At 72.5% G+C, this 17258-nt stretch carries 17 protein-coding genes; 6 read left to right on the top strand and 11 right to left on the bottom strand.

Translation table 11 applies throughout. The features are described from left to right. Window positions 1-52 precede the first annotated feature (52 nt). The 3 genes from ABZ953_RS29825 to ABZ953_RS29835 all read right to left on the bottom strand — a co-directional run bounded on the left by ABZ953_RS29825 (window position 53) and on the right by ABZ953_RS29835 (window position 2847). Window positions 53-715 (bottom strand): response regulator transcription factor, encoded by a 663-nt coding sequence (locus tag ABZ953_RS29825; protein WP_361730175.1) that lies wholly within the window; start codon window positions 713-715, stop codon window positions 53-55. 98 nt (window positions 716-813) lie between these two features. Next, window positions 814-2067, bottom strand: coding sequence for a DUF5931 domain-containing protein (locus ABZ953_RS29830; RefSeq protein ID WP_361730076.1), 1254 nt, complete (start codon window positions 2065-2067; stop codon window positions 814-816). Window positions 2068-2106: 39 nt separating this feature from the next. Further along, entirely contained in the window at window positions 2107-2847 is a 741-nt protein-coding gene (locus ABZ953_RS29835; protein ID WP_361730178.1) for a lysophospholipid acyltransferase family protein, read from the bottom strand. A gap of 132 nt (window positions 2848-2979) precedes the next feature. On the opposite strand from ABZ953_RS29835, the gene ABZ953_RS29840 reads away from it, so the two are divergent. The 4 genes from ABZ953_RS29840 to ABZ953_RS29855 all read left to right on the top strand — a co-directional run bounded on the left by ABZ953_RS29840 (window position 2980) and on the right by ABZ953_RS29855 (window position 6190). Beyond that, complete coding sequence (locus ABZ953_RS29840; protein WP_361730079.1) at window positions 2980-3759, top strand: alpha/beta fold hydrolase; 780 nt, start codon at window positions 2980-2982, stop codon at window positions 3757-3759. Then, window positions 3752-4402, top strand: a complete 651-nt coding sequence (locus tag ABZ953_RS29845; protein WP_361730082.1) for a hypothetical protein — start codon at window positions 3752-3754, stop codon at window positions 4400-4402. The genes ABZ953_RS29840 and ABZ953_RS29845 overlap by 8 nt, the downstream gene beginning before the upstream one ends. Window positions 4403-4569: 167 nt before the next feature. Then, window positions 4570-5196, top strand: a complete 627-nt coding sequence (locus tag ABZ953_RS29850; RefSeq protein WP_361730085.1) for an RNA polymerase sigma factor — start codon at window positions 4570-4572, stop codon at window positions 5194-5196. Next, window positions 5189-6190 (top strand): CU044_5270 family protein, encoded by a 1002-nt coding sequence (locus ABZ953_RS29855; RefSeq protein ID WP_361730087.1) that lies wholly within the window; start codon window positions 5189-5191, stop codon window positions 6188-6190. Before ABZ953_RS29850 ends, ABZ953_RS29855 begins: the two co-directional genes overlap by 8 nt. Window positions 6191-6241: 51 nt before the next feature. Here ABZ953_RS29855 and ABZ953_RS29860 read toward each other — a convergent pair whose 3' ends face one another. The 6 genes from ABZ953_RS29860 to ABZ953_RS29885 form a co-directional block, all read right to left on the bottom strand. Next, window positions 6242-7006: an endonuclease/exonuclease/phosphatase family protein gene (locus ABZ953_RS29860; protein ID WP_361730090.1), complete on the bottom strand. Its 765-nt coding sequence runs from the start codon at window positions 7004-7006 to the stop codon at window positions 6242-6244. A gap of 102 nt (window positions 7007-7108) precedes the next feature. Then, the gene (locus tag ABZ953_RS29865; protein ID WP_361730093.1) at window positions 7109-8062 is read right to left on the bottom strand and encodes an ROK family glucokinase; all 954 of its coding nucleotides are present in this window, start codon (window positions 8060-8062) and stop codon (window positions 7109-7111) included. A gap of 52 nt (window positions 8063-8114) precedes the next feature. After that, entirely contained in the window at window positions 8115-8579 is a 465-nt protein-coding gene (locus tag ABZ953_RS29870; RefSeq protein ID WP_361730096.1) for a DUF5304 domain-containing protein, read from the bottom strand. Window positions 8580-8613: 34 nt separating this feature from the next. Next, window positions 8614-9777, bottom strand: a complete 1164-nt coding sequence (locus ABZ953_RS29875; RefSeq protein WP_361730099.1) for an ArsA-related P-loop ATPase — start codon at window positions 9775-9777, stop codon at window positions 8614-8616. 198 nt (window positions 9778-9975) lie between these two features. After that, the gene (locus tag ABZ953_RS29880; RefSeq protein ID WP_361730102.1) at window positions 9976-10416 is read right to left on the bottom strand and encodes an SRPBCC family protein; all 441 of its coding nucleotides are present in this window, start codon (window positions 10414-10416) and stop codon (window positions 9976-9978) included. A gap of 76 nt (window positions 10417-10492) precedes the next feature. Next, a complete protein-coding gene (locus ABZ953_RS29885; RefSeq protein ID WP_361730104.1) occupies window positions 10493-11263 on the bottom strand; it encodes a metallophosphoesterase in 771 nt (256 codons plus the stop codon). 300 nt (window positions 11264-11563) lie between these two features. On the opposite strand from ABZ953_RS29885, the gene ABZ953_RS29890 reads away from it, so the two are divergent. Then, on the top strand, window positions 11564-13360 hold the full coding sequence (locus tag ABZ953_RS29890) for an AMP-binding protein (protein WP_361730107.1): 1797 nt from the start codon (window positions 11564-11566) through the stop codon (window positions 13358-13360). A gap of 235 nt (window positions 13361-13595) precedes the next feature. Here ABZ953_RS29890 and ABZ953_RS29895 read toward each other — a convergent pair whose 3' ends face one another. Then, the gene (locus ABZ953_RS29895; RefSeq protein ID WP_361730109.1) at window positions 13596-14738 is read right to left on the bottom strand and encodes a glycosyltransferase family 4 protein; all 1143 of its coding nucleotides are present in this window, start codon (window positions 14736-14738) and stop codon (window positions 13596-13598) included. Window positions 14739-14846: 108 nt separating this feature from the next. Here ABZ953_RS29895 and ABZ953_RS29900 point away from each other — a divergent pair, with 108 nt between their 5' ends. Then, on the top strand, window positions 14847-16091 hold the full coding sequence (locus ABZ953_RS29900; protein ID WP_361730112.1) for a glycosyltransferase family 87 protein: 1245 nt from the start codon (window positions 14847-14849) through the stop codon (window positions 16089-16091). On the opposite strand, the gene ABZ953_RS29905 is transcribed toward ABZ953_RS29900, so the two are convergent. Then, on the bottom strand, window positions 16048-17250 hold the full coding sequence (locus ABZ953_RS29905; protein ID WP_361730116.1) for a hypothetical protein: 1203 nt from the start codon (window positions 17248-17250) through the stop codon (window positions 16048-16050). The genes ABZ953_RS29900 and ABZ953_RS29905 overlap by 44 nt on opposite strands. Window positions 17251-17258 lie beyond the last annotated feature (8 nt).

Here is a 17258-nt window from a genome sequence, read left to right on the forward strand (position 1 = left end):
GTTGATCAAGCATGTTCACTCATACGAGGGTCGTACCAGGGTCGTACGAGGGTCACGCGTCGGCAGGCTTGTCGGTTTTGTCGATGCCTTGCTCTATCGCGTACCGCACGAGCTCGACCCTGTTGTGCAGCTGGAGCTTGCCCAGGGTGTTCTGGACGTGGTTCTGCACGGTGCGGTGCGAGATGACCAGGCGCTCGGCGATCTGCTTGTAGCTCAGGCCCTTGGCGACGAGGCGCAGGACCTCCGTCTCACGGTCGGTGAGCCGCGGGGCCTTCGGGTCGTCGGAGGTGCCGGACGCGGGCTCGGTGGCCAGGCGGCGGTACTCGCCGAGGACCAGGCCCGCGAGGCCCGGCGTGAAGACCGCGTCGCCGACGGCCGTGCGGCGCACCGCGTCGATCAGCTCCTCGGTGGACGCCGACTTCAGGAGATAGCCGGTGGCGCCGGACTTGACCGCCTCCAGGACGTCGGCGTGCTCGCCGCTCGCCGAGAGGACCAGGACGCGCAGCGCCGGGTTGGCGCCGACGAGCTCCTTGCAGACCCGCACGCCCGGCTTCAGCGGGAGGTTCAGGTCGAGGACCAGGACGTCGGGGGCGGTTGCCTGTGCGCGGCGGACCGCCTGCTCGCCGTCGCCCGCGGTGGCGACCACGTCGAGGCCCGCCTCCGCGAGGTCGCGGGCGACCGCGTCGCGCCACATGGGGTGGTCGTCGACGACCATGACCCGGATCGTGCCGGTCACCGGCCCGTCCCCCGCCGGCTCCGTGGCCCCCGCGGCCCCGGTGGCCCCGGTGGCCGGTTCCTGCCTCTGCTGCTCGCTCATCGCGCCTTCCCTGCCTTCCCCCGTGCGTCCCGCGCCTCTGCGCGCGGCACTTTCAGTTCCACTTCGGTCCCCTGGCCCGGTACCGAGATCAGCTCGGCCGTGCCCCCGATGTCCCGGAGGCGGCCCCTGATCGACAGGGCCACCCCGAGGCGCCCCTCCCCCTCGGCCTCCGCGAGCCGCCCCTCAGGGATGCCGGGGCCGTCGTCCCTGACCGTCACGATCACCTCGTCGGGCTCGTCCTCGACCAGGATCCACGCGCGGGCCCGCTCGCCCGCGTGCCTGCGGACATTGTCCAGGGCGGCACCGACAGCGGCCGCCAGCTCCTTCGCCGCCCCCGGCGCGAGCAGCACCGGCGCCCCGGGCTCGGAGAGCGTGACCTTCGATCCCGCGTGCGGGACGAGGAGCGCGCGCAGATCACAGGGCGCCGCGCCGTTCAGAGCATCCGGACCGTCGTCGTCCGGCACCTCGACGGCGCGTACGACAGCGCCCTGCGAGGCGTCCTCCGACACGTGCGACGCGGGCACCAGGCCCCCGGCGACCAGGGTGCGCAGCGCGACCTCCTGCTCGCCCGCGAGCCGGCCGAGCTCAGCGGCCTCGCCACCGATGGCGGTGCCGCGCCGCTGCACCATGGCGAGGACCTGCAAGACGCTGTCGTGGATGTCGCGGGCGAGCCGTTCGCGCTCGCGGGTGGCGGCCTCTATCTCCAGGGCGCGGGCCAGGGTGCGCTCGGAGGCGCGGGCCAGCTCGACCACGTAGCCGATGGCGATGGAGGCGATGCAGACCAGCAGGACGTTGTGCAGGGTGTCGCGGCTGAACGCGCCGCGCTGCACCACGTTGGCGACGCCGACCAGGAGGGACGCCGAGGCCGCCCAGCGCCAGCCGCCCTTGATCGCGAACGCGAGCACGGAGCCCGCGGTCCATATGGAGGGCAGCGTCGGGCCGCCGTCGACGATGCGCTGCTGGGAGTCGGCGAGCGGGGTCAGCAGGATGCCCGCGATGGCGATGGTCAGGTCCGCGACGAGGAAGCGCCGGGTGCAGCTCGCCGCGTTGGCGACGCGGGGCAGGGTGGCCAGGGTCCAGGGGGCGAGCACCGCGTAGTAGGAGACGGCGAGCCAGGGGCGGTCCAGCTTCTCGTGCGCCGCCACGAAGAGGCCTATGGCGTAGAGCATCGTCAGGACGCGGTAGGCGGTGAGCGCGCGCCACAGCGGCTGCTCGACCGACATCCTCATGACTTTCTCGCGCCTGGCCACGTCCCCCACCGCCGTCTTCCCACCCCTGAACGGACGCGGCTAGGCGCCGGAACGTTCCTTGTCCCCCTCGGCGCGCTCGAGCGCCTTGGCCGCCTTGGCGTCCTCGGCGATCTGGCGCTTCGCGGCCGTCGCGTACATGTCGACGTACTCCTGGCCGGAGAGCTTCATGATCTCGTACATGACCTCGTCGGTCAGCGCGCGCAGCACGAAGCGGTCCTGCTCCATGCCCTGGTAGCGCTTGAAGCCGAGCGGCTTGCCGATCCGGATGCCGGGCCGCATCAGCTTCGGCAGCACCTTGCCGGGCGGCTGGATCTTCTCCGTGTCGATCATCGCGACGGGGAGCACGGGGGCACCCGTGGCGAGCGCCACGCGCGCCAGGCCGCCCGGTTTGCCGCGGTAGAGGCGCCCGTCGGGCGAACGCGTGCCCTCGGGGTAGATGCCGAAGAGCTCGCCGCGCTCCAGGACCTCGATGCCGCTCTTGATGGCCGCCTCGCCCGCGCCGCGCCCGCCGGAGCGGTCCACGGGCAACTGGCCCACGCCCTTGAAGAACGCCGCGGTGAGCTTGCCCTTCACGCCGGGCGAGGTGAAGTACTCCGCCTTGGCGATGAAGGTGACCTTGCGGTCGAGGACCGCGGGGAGGAAGAAGGAGTCCGAGAACGAGAGGTGGTTGCTGGCCAGAATCGCTGGGCCTTCGGCGGGGACGTTCTCAAGGCCCTCCACCCAGGGCCTGAAGCCGAGCTTCAGCGGCCCTCCGATGGCAACCTTCATTGCGCCGTAGATCAAACCGAGTGCCTCCTGTTTCTGTGGATCAGACCTTAACCCGGGGTACCGCCAATGGGCCCGACGACCCTGGTCGGTGTCAGTCCGGTCGCGTACGGTGAAGTACTCCCACCTCTGACGAAGGAGACCGAAGTGCCGGTCCTCCCCGGAGCCGAGCCGTACCGCCACGAAGGCGGCGAGGTCGGCGTCCTCCTCTGCCACGGCTTCACCGGATCCCCGCAGTCGCTGCGCCCCTGGGCCGAGTACCTGGCGGAGCGCGGCCTCACCGTCTCGCTGCCGCTGCTGCCCGGGCACGGCACCCGCTGGGAGGACATGCAGATCACCGGCTGGCAGGACTGGTACGCGGAGGTCGAGCGCGAGCTGCACGGCCTTCTCGACCGGTGCGAGCGGGTCTTCGTGTTCGGGCTCTCCATGGGAGGCGCGCTCGCGCTGCGCCTGGCCGCGAAACACGGGGACGCGATCAGCGGCCTCGTCCTGGTCAACCCGGGGAACAAGGTGCACGGCCTCGCCGCGCACGCGCTGCCGCTCGCACGTCACCTCGTGACCAGCACCAAGGGCATCGTCAGCGACATCGCCAAGCCCGGCTCCGAGGAGGTCGGCTACCACCGGATCCCGCTGCACGCCGCGCATTCCCTGCGCCGCTTCTTCCGGCTGGTCGACGCCGAACTGCCGCAGGTGACCCAGCCGTTGGTGGTGCTGCACAGCCCGCGCGACCACGTCGTGCCGCCCGCCGACTCGGCCCGGATCCTCAGCCGCGTCTCCTCCACGGACGTCACGGAGATCCTGCTGGAACAGAGCTACCACGTCGCGACGTTGGACTACGAAGCGGACCGGATCTTCGAGGAGAGTCACGCGTTCATCGGCCGGCTCGCCCCCAGCGTCGGTAAGGAAGGGACGGCCACCGGTGGCTGAGCACGAGGCGGACCGCGACGAGAGCCGCGAGCCCGAGAAGAGCAAGGTGCCCCAGGACGGGGCGCCGTTGGACGGGGCGCCGCCGGACGAGGTGCCGCCGGACGGCACCCCCCTGGACGAGGACGCCGCCTGGCAGGCCATCGTCGCGGGGTACGGCCAGGAGCCCGCGGACCCGCCGGGCGCCAAGCCCTTCAAGTCGGTCGACGGCCTCGCGCTCCTGGAGACGGAGACGAACGGCACGGCGGCCGGTCCGGCGAAGACCCCCGCCGAAGCGCCGGACGGCAAATCCGGGCCCGACAAGCCGCTCGGCAGCTCCGTCTCCTTCGCGCCCGGCGTCGGAGGACCGCGCGACTACACCGCCCCGGAGCCCGCCGAGGGTGACGCCGACGACGAGGGGCACTTCGTGCCGCCCGAGCCGCCGCCGCTGCCCGACGCCGACGTGACCGCCAAGTTCGCCTGGCTCGCCGTGCTCGGCGGCCCGCCGGTCATCCTGCTCGCCGTGCTGTTCGGCTGGCAGATGACGTGGTGGCTGACCACGCTCGGCATCGGCGGCTTCCTGGGCGGCTTCGCCACCCTCGTGGTGCGGATGAACAGCGGTGACGACGAGGAGAACGACGATCCGGGGCGCGGCGCCGTCGTCTGAGACCCGCGCCCACCGAAGGACCGAGGGCCCGTCCGGCAGCTGTCCGGGCGGGCCCCACGCATGTCGCGTACGCCGATGGAACCCGATCGGGCCGAGGGGCGAAGAAGAGGTGAAACACCGAACGAGCCCAAGCCTTCGAGGCGTTCAGACGAACGAAAGGAGCCCCGATGACCGTCGACCCCGGCGTCCCCCTTCGAACGGGGCAGCGCACCTGCGAGAAGAGCGACGCCTGGTCCATCGAGCGGTCCCGGGACGAGCCCGAGCAGTTCGCCGCCCTCTTCGACCGGCATGCCGACGCCGTGTACCGGTACGCGGCCCGCCGGCTCGGCCCCGAGGCGGCGGAAGACCTGATGGCCGACACCTTCACCACCGCCTTCAAGCAGCGCCACCGCTACGACCTGGCGCGGGCCGACGCCCGCCCCTGGCTGTTCGGCATCGCGACCAACCTCATCGCCCGGCACCGCAGGGCCGAGGCCCGCCGCCTCAAGGCGCTGGCCAAGATGCCCGCCCCGGTGCCGCACGACGAGCCGGTCGCCGACCTCGCGGTCGCCCGCGCGGGCGCCGAGGGGCTCCGCGGCGACCTGGCCGCGGCCCTCGCCGGGCTCTCCGCCCGGCACCGCGACGTGGTCCTGCTCGTGGCGTGGGCCGACCTCAACTACGAAGAGGCGGCGCAGGCGTTGGGGGTGCCCGTCGGCACCGTCAGATCGAGGCTGCACCGGGCTCGCAGCACATTGCGCGAAGCACTGGGCGGATCCGATCCGACAGCTTTCCAGGAGGCACACGCCCATGAATGAGCTCGATGAACTGCGCGACTGGGACGCGGGGGCTCCCCCGCTGGACGACGGCGCCCGCCACCGCGCGCGGGTGCGCCTGTTCGCCGCGATGAACGAACAGGCCGCTCCGGTACGTCCCCTGTGGCGCCGCCCCGTGCTGCGCGTCGCCGTCGCCGGGACCGTCGCGGCCGCCGTGGCGGGCACCGTGCTGACCGCGGTGAGCAGCGGCGACGACGAGCAGGCCCGCGCCAAGCCGCCCGGGAACAGCGCGCCGTCGATGCGCGAGGTCAGCGCCAGGACCGTGCTCTACGGCGCCGCCGCCTACGAGCGCAAGCACGAGAGGACCGTCGCCCCGCGCGACGACCAGTACATCTACACGAAGGAGATCACCAAGGAGATCGAGAAGGGCACGGGCAAGGTCACGCGGCACGTCGACGAAGACTGGCGCTCCGTGGACGGCTCGAAGCGCTCGTGGATCATGGAGATCGGCAAGGGGTGGTGGTCGGAACCTCTCAAGCCCGACGAGACGATGTGGCCCCCGCAGGACTGGGGCACCCTGAAGAAGCTCTCGACCGACCCGGAGAAGCTGATCCTCTCGCTGCTCCACAAGACGGGACCGGACGACAAGAACGACTCCCTGGACGAGATCACCGAGCAGGAGTGGTCGGACATCCACTTCAGCCTCGCCGGTCTGCTCAAGCTGGTCCCTGTGACGCCGAAGGGGCTGCGCCCGGCCGCGTACGAGGCGCTCAGCATGGTCCCCGGGGTGAAGGCGATCCCCGGCCGCCAGGACGCGAAGGGCCGCACCGGGGTGGCGATCACCTACGACGACCCCACGCGGCCCGAGGGCTCGTCCGGCTTCGGCGGCTACTTCATCTTCGAACCGAGGACGTACGCGTTCCTCGGCTCCCAGGACATCCGTGCCACGGGTGACGCGAAGAACCCGAAGACGTACACCCAGCTCTCGTACCTCGACAGCTGGGCGATCACCGACAAGGTGAAGCAGCGCCCGTGAGCCTCGCGCTCACCACATGCTCACCACATAGGGGGACTAGGGACTTAGGGACTAGGGACCAGGGGGGACTCTGAGGGCGGCCAGGACCGGCAGGTGGTCCGTGGCCGCCCTCAGGTCGTCCTCGCTCACGCCGGGCAGCCCGGACGGCACGCCGCAGCCGAGGATTTCGATGCCCGGGGTGGTGAAGAGCGCGTCGATGCGCTGGTGCGGATCGTTCGGCGTCGAGGTGTGCTCGCCGCCCCAGGGCCGCACCGCCCAGCAGTCCCGGAGAGACTCGGCGAGCCTTCGGAACGTCCGCCCGCCCGGCCGCTCGTTGAGGTCACCGCCCGCGACCGCGTGGTCCACGCCCATCCCGGCGAGCCGGTCGAGCAGCATCCCGCCCTGCGCGTATCGCTCCTCGGACTGCAGGCTCAAATGGCAGCTCAGGACGCCGATCCTGGCGCCGCCGAAGCGTACGACGGCGGTGGCGAAGCCGCGCCGGTGCAGGCCGGGGGTGAGCGGGAGCAGTACGTCCTCGGTGCGCTCGACCGTGGCCCGCATCGAGCAGAGCAGCGCGGGTCCGGCCGCGCTGCCGCCGCCGGAGAGGATCACCAGATCGGCGGCGCGCGCGAGGCGGGCCAGCTTCTTGCGCCAGCGGAAGAACCGCGGGGCCTCCTGGATCAGGACGAGGTCGGGGGCGCAGGCGGAGATGGTCCTCGCGAGTGCGGCGGTGTCGTCGCGCATCGAGCGGATGTTGTAGCTGAGCACCCGGATGACGGCCGAACCGTCGGCTTCGGTGCGGGAGTTGGGGAGCGTACGGGTCGGGCTCGTCGGCATGGCGATCAAGATACGCGAACGCCGGACAGGCAGCGGGCATCCAGCCTGTCCGGCGTTTGAGGACGAGCGCGCGGCGCGATCGACGGCGCCCCCGTCGCGGGGTCACATGACCGGGTCAGGCTCCCGCGCCAGGTCCGCCGCGCCGACCATGCCCGCCTTGTTGCCCAGCTGGGCGGCGATGACCTGGGCCTCGGGGCGCCAGGCCGCGCCGACGAGCCAGCGCTTGAAGGACTTGCGGATCGGGTCGAGGACGAGCTCGCCCTCGTCCGAGAGGCCGCCGCCGACGATGAACGCGGACGGGTCGAAGAGTGACGCCAGGTCGGCGAGGCCGGCGCCCGCCCAGCGGGCCAGCTCGCGGTAGGAGTCGATGGCGACGGCGTCGCCCTGCCGGGCGGCCATCGAGATGTGCTTGCCCTCGATGCCGTCGGGGGTGCCGTCGCCGAGCGAGAGGAGGTACTCGGCGTTCTCCGGGGTGGCGTTGGCGCGCTGCATCGCGTACCGCACGAGGGCGCGTCCCGAGGCGTACTGCTCCCAGCAGCCCTGGCTGCCGCAGCCGCAGAGCAGGCCGTCGGGGACCATCCGGATGTGACCGAACTCGGCGGCCACGCCGAAGTGGCCGCGGCGCAGCTTGTTGCCGATGATGATGCCGCCGCCGAGGCCGGTGCCGAGCGTGATGCAGATGACGTTGCGGTGGCCCTTGCCGCCGCCGAAGCGGTACTCGCCCCAGGCCGCGGCGTTGGCGTCGTTCTCCACGACGACCGGCAGGCCGACGCGCTTCTCGACCTCTTCCTTGAGCGGTTCCTGGCGCCAGTCGATGTTCGGCGCGAAGTAGACCGTGGAGCGCTGGCGGTTGACGTACCCGGCGGCGCCGATGCCGACGCCGACGATCTCGTGCCCGGCCCGTGCGCCCGCGACAGCGGAGGCGATCGCGTCGACAATGGCCTCGGAAGTACCAGGGGTCGGCACCTTGAAGGTCGAGAGGATGTTGCCGTCCTCGTCGACCACTCCGGCCGCGATCTTGGTGCCGCCGATGTCGACGCCGATGGTGAGTCCCATGAATCCCTCAGTTCGATCGAGCCCCGCTACGGCCCACCGTACCCGAGGGGGGTCAGTCCAGATCGATGTGTTCGCCTGCCGAGGGCCCCTCGTCCGGGCGGCCCTTGCCCGGCGTCTCGCCGCTCGGGCCGTCGCCGCGGGTCCACCGGTTCTCCTGGCCCCCGGCCGCGGAACGGTAGGCGGCGAGCAGCTCGGAACCGGCCGCCGCGAGGTGGTCGAAGACGTCGGGGTTGCGCTCGATGACCGGCTCGACGGCGGCCTTCGCCTCCCGGACGACCTGCTTGATGGTCTGCTCGACGGCGCCCTGCGCGACCGCGCCGAGCAGCGGGGCCTGCAGTCCGGAGAGCTTGTCCGATACGGCGTCGACGAGCTTGCGCAGCTCCTCGGCGGCCGACCCGGTCGGGGGGCCGTACCGCGCGCGGCGGCGCGCCCGCTCGGCCGCGAGATCCTCGGCGCACGCCTTCTCCCAGGCGTCGGCGTCGACTTCGGGGGCTTCGCGCTCGGTGGCATCGCTCATGCCATCCGACGTTACCCGAATGGCGGTCACGCGTTCACCGTCCGTGCGGCCACAGGTCCGGGTCGGGCGCGAACCGCACCCGCAGCTCGCCGTCGCGCAGCCCGGCCCCCGCGACGGTGCAGCGGCGCAGCGCGGACGGCAGGGTGACGATGCGGCGGAAGGGTCCCGCGGTGACGACGAGTTCGTCGCCGCGCCGGATCAGGCCGAGCTCGTCGCGGCCGACGCCGGGGAGCGGGATGTGCCAGACGTACGCGTGGCTGCCGTCGTCGGCGGGGGCTTCGGTGACGGGCCAGGCGACCGGGGCGGGGGCGGCGGCGGGGGCCGTCAGGCCGAGGGCGGCGAGGTCGTCGGCGCCCCGCGGGTCGCGGCCGAGGTGGCGGACCGCGGTGACCCGGCCGTCACCGCTCTCCCACTCGTCGAGCGTCTTGCGCTGCTGGGCGCCGAGCCCGGCCAGCCAGGTGTCGGCGCTCGCGTCCGGGAGGACGCGGTTGGCGATCAGGAGGTCGGTGCGCAGGCCCTGCAGGGCCAGGCCGGTGGCGGCGGCGCGGACCGCGTCGGCGCCCGCGGGGCCGGGCTCGGCGACCAGCCGGACGGTGGTGGTGGGGGCCTCGATCACGCGCTGGACGGCGGCGAGTTCGTCCTCCAGGCGGGCGGCGCTCTCGTACAGCCAGGCGGCCGGCATCGGGACGCCCGCGAGGCGGCCGAGCATGGGGCGCAGGGCGCGGGCGGCCTGGCGCTCGGGCGGCAGCAGGCGGCGCAGATAGCGGCGGAGCTGCTCGGGGAGCGCGAGGGCGGTGAGGGCCTTGGGGGTGGCGGGCAGGTCGACGACCACGGTGTCGTGGGCGCCGTCGCGGGCGGCGTCGCGCAGGGCGCGCAGCAGGGCCAGCTCCTCCGCCCCGGGCAGCGGGGTCAGCTCCTCGCCGTCGAGCCGCTCGGCGCCGAGCAGGTCGAGGGCGGACGCGGCGCGTTCCTGGAGGGCTAGCAGGTCGTCCCGTGCGCGGTCGTCGGGGGCGAGGCGCCGGGCGGTGAGGCCGGGGTGCGCGTCCGGGGCGCCGCCGAGTACCGCGCCGAGGGTGTCGGTGCGGTCGGCGGAGAGTACGAGGACCCGGTGGCCGGCGTGCGCCGCGGCGAGCGCGGTGGCCGCGGCGAGGGTGGTCCGGCCGGAGCCGCCGGGGCCGGTGAGTAGGAGGGTGCGCATATCGGTGAACGGTACGTCAGGCGCGGGGCGCGGGGGTCGGGGCGCCCACTCGCCGTGGGGGGGGGCGGTTCTTCGCGGCTTTCGGCCGTGGGGGGTTGCTCGCGCAGTTCCCCGCGCCCCTTAAAGGCTCAGGCCGGTGGGGGCTGATCGCGCAGTTCCCCGCGCCCCTCAAAGCAGGGGCTTCGCCCCGCTTTTCCCCTACGCCTCTTTCGACTCGACTCGCTTCTTCAGGCCCGCGAGGGCGCGGTCGATGATGACCTTTTCCGCCTTGCGCTTGATCATGCCGAGCATCGGGATCTTGACGTCGACGGTGAGGCGGTAGGTGACCTCGGTGCCGGTGGTGGTGGGGCGCAGCAGGTACGAGCCGTCCAGCGAGCGGAGCATCTGGGACTTGACGAGGGTCCAGCTGACCTCGTCGTCCCCGGTCCAGGTGTAGCCGAGCGTCTGGTCGTCCTTGATCGCGCCCGCGTCCATGACGAGGCGGACCTGCTCGGCGCGGCCCTGCCCGTCGGTGGCGAGGACCTCGGCCTCCTTCACCTCTCCCGTCCAGTCCGGGTAGCGAGCGAAATCGGCGATCACTCCCATCACCTCGGCCGGTGCCGCCTCGATCGTGATGCTCGAGCTGGTGTGTTCGGCCATCGCTGTGGCTCCTCCAGATGCGGTCGTCCGGGATGGGGTGGTGTGTACCGCGTGAAGGCTACCGCGCGCGGCACGGTCACCACTCCAGGGCCCAGGGCCTGGACGTCCCGGCGAAGTGTCCGACGTTCACGCACTCCGTCGCGCCCACCCGCATGCGCCGGACCAGCGGCTGGTGGACGTGTCCGAAGAGCGCGTACTTCGGACGGGTCCTGCGGATCGCCGCGAGCAGCGCCCGGCTGCCGCGTTCGAAGCGGCGCGCCACGGTGTCGTAGAGGAGCTCGGGCACGTCCGGCGGAATGTGGGTGCACAGGACGTCGACCTCGCCGACGGCCTCGACCTTGGCCGCGTACTCCTCGTCGCTGATCTCGTAGGGGGTACGCATGGGGGTGCGCAGGCCGCCGCCGACGAACCCGAAGACGCGGCCGCCGATCTCGACCCGGTCGCCGTCCAGGACGGTGGTGCCGGGTCCGGCGTATTCGGTCCACAGGGCCGGGATGTCGACGTTGCCGTAGGTGGCGTAGGTCGGTGTGGGGAAGGCGGCGAACATGTCGGCGTACTGCTTGCGGACCGCGCCCTCGATCGCCGCGCCCCGGTCGAGCTCTCCCCACAGCTCCCTGCCGAACTCCCTGGCCTCCTCGAAGCGGCGGGCGGTGCGCAGCTCCACGAGCCTGCTCGCGTTCTCCGCGCCGAAGAGGTCGGGGAAGATGCCGCGCGAGTGGTCGGCGTAGTCGAGGAAGAGCACCAGGTCGCCGAGGCAGACGAGCGCGTCCGCGCCGTCACCCGCGCGGGCGAGCGCCTCGGTGTTGCCGTGCACGTCACTGACCACATTGACCCGGAAAGCTGGCATGCCGATCACCCTAGGACGGCGGCCGCGCGGAGGGTAGGGGTCCTGGGCAGCGGCCGGACCTGCGGTTACTTCCGAGTCGGGAAGACGGTGGCGTACTGTGCGATGCAGACCACAGCGACGTGTGACGCACCGAACATCTGGCCCTGCCCCCCTACCGAACAAGCCATACCGATGGGTAACGTCCGGGCAGTCCAGTAGTGCTCGGCCCCCCATCTCGACTGAGCACCTGCCCGACCTTGGACCGCACCGTCGCAGCACACAACGTCGTGGCGCCGGCGCCCTTATGTAGGAGCAGCAGTCTTGCGCGAGTTCAGCCTTCCGGCCCTGTACGAGGTCCCTGCGGACGGCAATCTGACCGACATCGTCCGCAGAAATGCCGCGCAGCACCCGGATGTCGCCGTCATCGGCCGCAAGGTCGACGGCCACTGGCAGGACGTCACCGCCAAGGCCTTCCTCGCCGATGTGCGCGCCACCGCCAAAGGCCTGATCGCCGCGGGCGTAGGCCCCGGCGACCGCGTGGGCCTGATGTCCCGCACCCGCTACGAGTGGACGCTCCTCGACTTCGCCATCTGGAGCGCGGGCGCCGTCACCGTGCCGGTGTACGAGACGAGCTCGGCCGAGCAGATCCAGTGGATCCTGGGCGACTCCGGCGCCGTGGCCTGCGTCGTCGAGCTGGACGCGCACGCCGCCGCCGTCGCTTCCGTGCGCGAGGGGCTGCCCGCCCTCGACCACATCTGGCAGATCGACAAGGGCGGCGTCGACGAGCTGCACCGCATCGGCGCCGACGTCCCGGACGCGACCGTCGACGAGCGCGGCGCGGTGGCCGGTGCGGACGATCCGGCCACCATCGTCTACACCTCGGGCACCACCGGCCGCCCCAAGGGCTGCGTCCTCACCCACCGCAGCTTCTTCGCGGAGTGCGGCAACGTGGTGGAGCGTCTCAAACCCCTCTTCCGTACCGGCGAGTGTTCGGTCCTCCTCTTCCTCCCCGTCGCACACGTCTTCGGGCGGCTCGTCGAGGTCGCGGCGCTGATGGCGCCGATCAAGCTCGGCCACGCCCCGGACGTCAAGAACCTCACGGACGAGCTCGCCTCGTTCCGGCCGACCATGGTCCTCGGCGTCCCGCGCGTCTTCGAGAAGGTCTACAACTCGGCGCGCGCCAAGGCCCAGGCCGACGGCAAGGGCAAGATCTTCGACAAGGCCGCGGACACGGCGATCGCGTACAGCCGCGCGCTCGACACCACCGCCGGACCGTCGCTCGGCCTGAAGATCAAGTACAAGGTCTTCGACAAGCTGGTCTACAGCAAGCTCCGCGCGGTCCTCGGCGGTCGCGGCGAGTACGCGATCTCCGGTGGCGCGCCGCTCGGTGAGCGTCTCGGCCACTTCTTCCGCGGCATCGGCTTCACGGTCCTCGAGGGGTACGGACTGACCGAGTCCTGCGCCGCCACGGCCTTCAACCCGTGGGACCGGCAGAAGATCGGCACGGTCGGCCAGCCGCTGCCCGGTTCGGTCGTACGGATCGCCGACGACGGCGAGGTGCTGCTCCACGGCGAGCACCTGTTCTCGCACTACTGGAACAACGAGGGCGCCACGGAGGAGGCCCTCGCCGACGGCTGGTTCCACACCGGCGACATAGGCACGCTCGACGAGGACGGCTACCTGCGCATCACCGGCCGCAAGAAGGAGATCATCGTCACCGCCGGCGGCAAGAACGTCGCCCCCGCCGTGATCGAGGACCGCATCCGCGCGCACGCCCTGGTCGCCGAGTGCATGGTCGTAGGCGACGGCCGTCCCTTCGTGGGCGCGCTGGTCACGGTCGACGACGAGTTCCTCGGCCGCTGGGCCGCGGAGCACGGCAAGCCGGCGGGCTCCACGGCGGCTTCTCTGCGTGACGACGCGGATCTGCTCGCCGCGATCCAGGGCGCGGTGGACGACGGCAACGCGGCGGTCTCCAAGGCGGAGTCCGTACGCAAGTTCCGGGTGCTCGGCTCGCAGTTCACGGAGGAGTCGGGGCATCTGACGCCGTCGCTGAAGCTGAAGCGGAATGTGGTGGCGAAGGATTACGCGGACGAAATCGAGGCGATTTACCGCGGGTAGCGTGGGCGGGGTCCGCCCACTGGCCGTGGGGGGGCGCTTTGTTCGCGGCTCTCGGTGCGTCGTGGCTTGTCGCGCAGTTCCCCGCGCCCCTGAAAGCCGGGGCTGCGCCCCGCTTCCCCCCTCCCCCGCGCCCTGAAGCGGCCGCAGGCCGCTCTCAGGGGCGCGGGGAACTGCGCGGCCAGCCACGACGGCGGGACAGCAGGCCTCGCAGCGCAACCCACCGGGACGGTAGCGCTTACAGCAGGTCGTGGAGGTGTGTGGCCAGGAGGTCCCAGCGCCAGCGGGATTCCACCCAGGCGCGGCCCCGCTCGCCCATGCGGGCCCTCAGCTCCGCGTCGCCGAGCAGGGCGACGATCCGGTCGGCCGCCTCCTCGGGCACCCCGCCCCGGACGACCCACCCCGTCTCCCCGTCGAGCACCGCGTCCGGCGCCCCACCGGAGTCACCGGCGACCACCGGAAGCCCCGTAGCGGATGCCTCCAGGTAGACGATGCCGAGGCCCTCGACGTCGAGGCCCCCGCGCCGGGTCCGGCACGGCATGGCGAACACGTCACCCGCGCCGTAGTGCGCGGGAAGCTCCTCCCACGGCACCGCGCCCGTGAAGCGCACGGAATCCGCCACCCCCGTCTGTGCCGCGAGTCTGCGGAGGTCGTCCTCGTAGGGGCCGCCGCCGACGATCAGCAGCACCGCTTCGGGCTCCCGCGCCAGGATGCGGGGCAGGGCGAGAATCAGCGTGTCCTGCCCCTTGCGCGGCACGAGGCGGGAGACGCACACCACCACGGGGCGGTCGGTCAGGCCGAGCCGCGCCCGCACCGTGTCGCCGCCGGAGCCGGGGTGGAAGGTCTTCTCGTCGACGCCGGGCGGGAGTTGCACCATCCGGCCCGCCGCCGCGGGGGTGAGGGCAGTAGCGATGCGCGAGCGCGTGTACTCGCCGAGATAGGTGATCGTGTCCGTCGACTCGCCGATCCGGCGCAGGAGTTGCCGTGCGGCGGGCAGCTGGGCCCAGCCCGCCTCGTGGCCGTGGGTCGTGGCGACAAGGCGTGTCGCCCCGGCCTTGCGCAGCGCGGGCGCCATGAGCCCGAGCGGCGCCGCCGCCCCGAACCACACCGACGTACACCCGTGTTCCCGCAGGAGCGACACCGCACGGCGGGTGACGCGCGGGGTCGGAAGCAGCATCGTCGTACGGTCGCGTACGACCTTGAAGGGCTGTTCGGCGTCGAAGGCGGCCGTTGCCTCGGCGCCTTCCCGGCCGCGCTTCCAGGTGGAGGCGTAGACGACGAGCTGCTCGGGGTCCAGGCGCAGCGCCATGTTGTGCAGGAACGCCTGGATGCCACCGGGCCTGGGCGGGAAGTCGTTCGTGACGATCAAGGTCTTGTGCATCGCGCACGACAGTACCGAACGGCCCCGCCTCTTCGCCCCGGCCCCGCACGGCCCGGCATCATGGCTCCCCGAATCGCAATGAAGTATGGAAAATGGGGCGAGGCGCGCATGGCACGCATCCTGACCGTCTGGGTCCTGACCAGAACCCTCCTGCTGCTCTGCGTCTTCCATCTGCTCACGCCCCCGGGGCCGGACGTGACCAGCGACGTCACCGTCATCTACCAGGGCTGGTACGAGGTCCTTCGCACCGGCACCTTCCCGCTGGACGACGTCACCTGGCAGTACCCGCCCGCCGCCGCCCTCGCGGTCCTCTCCCCCGCCCTGCTGCCCTTCCTCGGCTACGCCTCGGCCTTCTTCGTCCTTGCCTTCCTCTGCGACGCGGCGGTGTGCGGGCTGCTCCTGTACGCGGGGCGGCGGCCCGGCAGGTCGCCGCGGGGCGCCCGGGTGTGGGTCGTGGGCGCGGCGCTGCTCGGGCCCACCCTGTACGCCCGCTACGACGTCATGGTGGCCGCCGTCGCGGTCGCCGCGCTGCTCGCCGGGGCGCGGCACCCGCGCGCCATGGGAGCGTTCGCGGGGTTCGGGGCCCTGCTCAAGGTGTGGCCGGTGCTGCTGCTCGTGGGTGTCCCGCGCGGGCGGGCGACGCGGCGGTCCTGGACGGCGGCGGTGGGCACGGCCTTCGGCCTGACGCTCGCGTTCCTGGTGGCGATGCCGGGGGCGCTCGCGTTCCTCACCTTCCAGCGCGACCGCGGCACGGAGGTGGAGTCGCTCGGCGCCCTCGTCTTCCACGTCGCACGCCACCTCGGCTGGCGGGGCGAAGTGCGCCTCAACTACGGCTCGGTGGAATTCCTCGGACCGTACGTCCCGCTGGTGAGCACGGTGGCGCAGGCCCTTTCGGTGGCGGCGTTCTGCTGGCTCCTGGCGTGGCGGCTGCGGGCCAGGGCCTGGGCCTGGTCGGCGAGCACGCCCGCGGACGCGGCCTTCGTGGCCGTGCTGCTCTTCACCGCCACGAGCCGGGTGATCAGCCCGCAGTACCTGCTCTGGCTGGTGGGAACGGCCGCCGTCTGCCTGGCGTTCCGCACGAGCCGGATGGTCCTGCCTGCGCGGCTCGTCCTCGCGGCGACCTTCGTGACGTTCCTGGAGTTCCCTGTCTGGTTCTCGCACGTCGTGGCCAGCGACGCGCTGGGCGTGTCCCTGCTCCTCGTACGCAACGGTCTGCTGGTCGCGGCGACCGTACTGGCCTGCCGGACCCTCTGGCGACAGACGGTGTCCGGACCGCGCCGCGGAACGGCGCGGCCGGTGCCGGAGCGGGTCAGCCGAGCTCAGCACGCAGATACGTACGCCAGCGCGCCGTGAAGTCCTCGGGCGTGGTCTCCAGGACGTCCCGCAGCACGGCCCCGACCGCGCCCGACCGCTGCTTGCGGGCGCCGACCGCCTCGTAGAAGTCCGTCAGCTTCTTCTCGCCCCACTGCTCCGCGATCATCCGGCAGGCCAGCCAGGCGCCCTCGTACGCACCGGCGAGCTGTGCGGCGTCCCCCGCGAAGCCGAAGTCGTCGTCCTCGGGGAGCGCGCCGGGCAGTTGCCCGCGCTGCACCGAGCGCCGCAGTTCGGGCGCGGCCTGCACCGCGGTGCGCCCCGTGCCGCGGTAGCCCACCCAGTCCGCGAACCCTTCGGAGAGCCACAGCGGCGTGGCCGGGGACGTCTGCGCGCGGGTCGCGACGTGGGCCGCCTCGTGGGTGAGGACGACCTGCTTGCCGAAGTCGCCGAGGACGCCGTACGCGTCGGGGTTGACGATGACGCGGTCGGCCGGTGCCCGCGTCGAACCGCCCGCCTCGCCGGTGGTGACCGCCGCGATCCCCCGGTACCCGGAGGCGGGCGCGCCGAGCAGCCCCGCCATGCCGTCCAGGGAGCGGGGCACCAGGACGACGATCCGGCCCGGCCACTTCCCGGGCCAGGCGCGCCGTACCGCGGGCACCGCCCGGTCGGCGATCGCACGCTGGGCGCGCAGTTCGGCGGCGCGGCGCCCGACGCCGAGGACGAGGCTGTGCGCGCCGTGCTCGGCCCGCACGCGCCCCTGGTCCCAGAGCTGCTCGCCGGACTTCTTCGCGGGCCGCTCGGCGATGACGTACCACCGTCCGTCGCGCCGCCGCAGCGTCAGCGTGCGCTCGGCGGTGACCGGCGCGCAGTCGTAGCCCTTGATGCGGTAGCGGAGTTCGGCGTTCGCGGTGGCCTCGGCGCCGGAGCGGTCCAGGCTGGTCAGCCGGTACTCCCAGGAATCGAGGGGGACCTCCTCGACGCGTTCGAAGAGGTCCGGCGCGCCCTCGGCGGGCCGCTCGGTCCTGTCGTACGCCTTCTCGTCCCCGTCGAGGACGGCCTGCGCGCGCCGCTCGAGGAGTCTGCGCACGTCACCGGCGGCGGCGTCCGGGACCGGGTCACCGCCGCACCCTGCGAGCACGGCGAGGCAGAGCGCGATGCACAGCGCCACCACCCACGACCCACGTCTGTGACCAGCCACCTTCCCGA

Origin of the sequence: Streptomyces sp. NPDC046465 (assembly GCF_040646035.1) — a bacterium.
Lineage (GTDB): Bacteria > Actinomycetota > Actinomycetes > Streptomycetales > Streptomycetaceae > Streptomyces.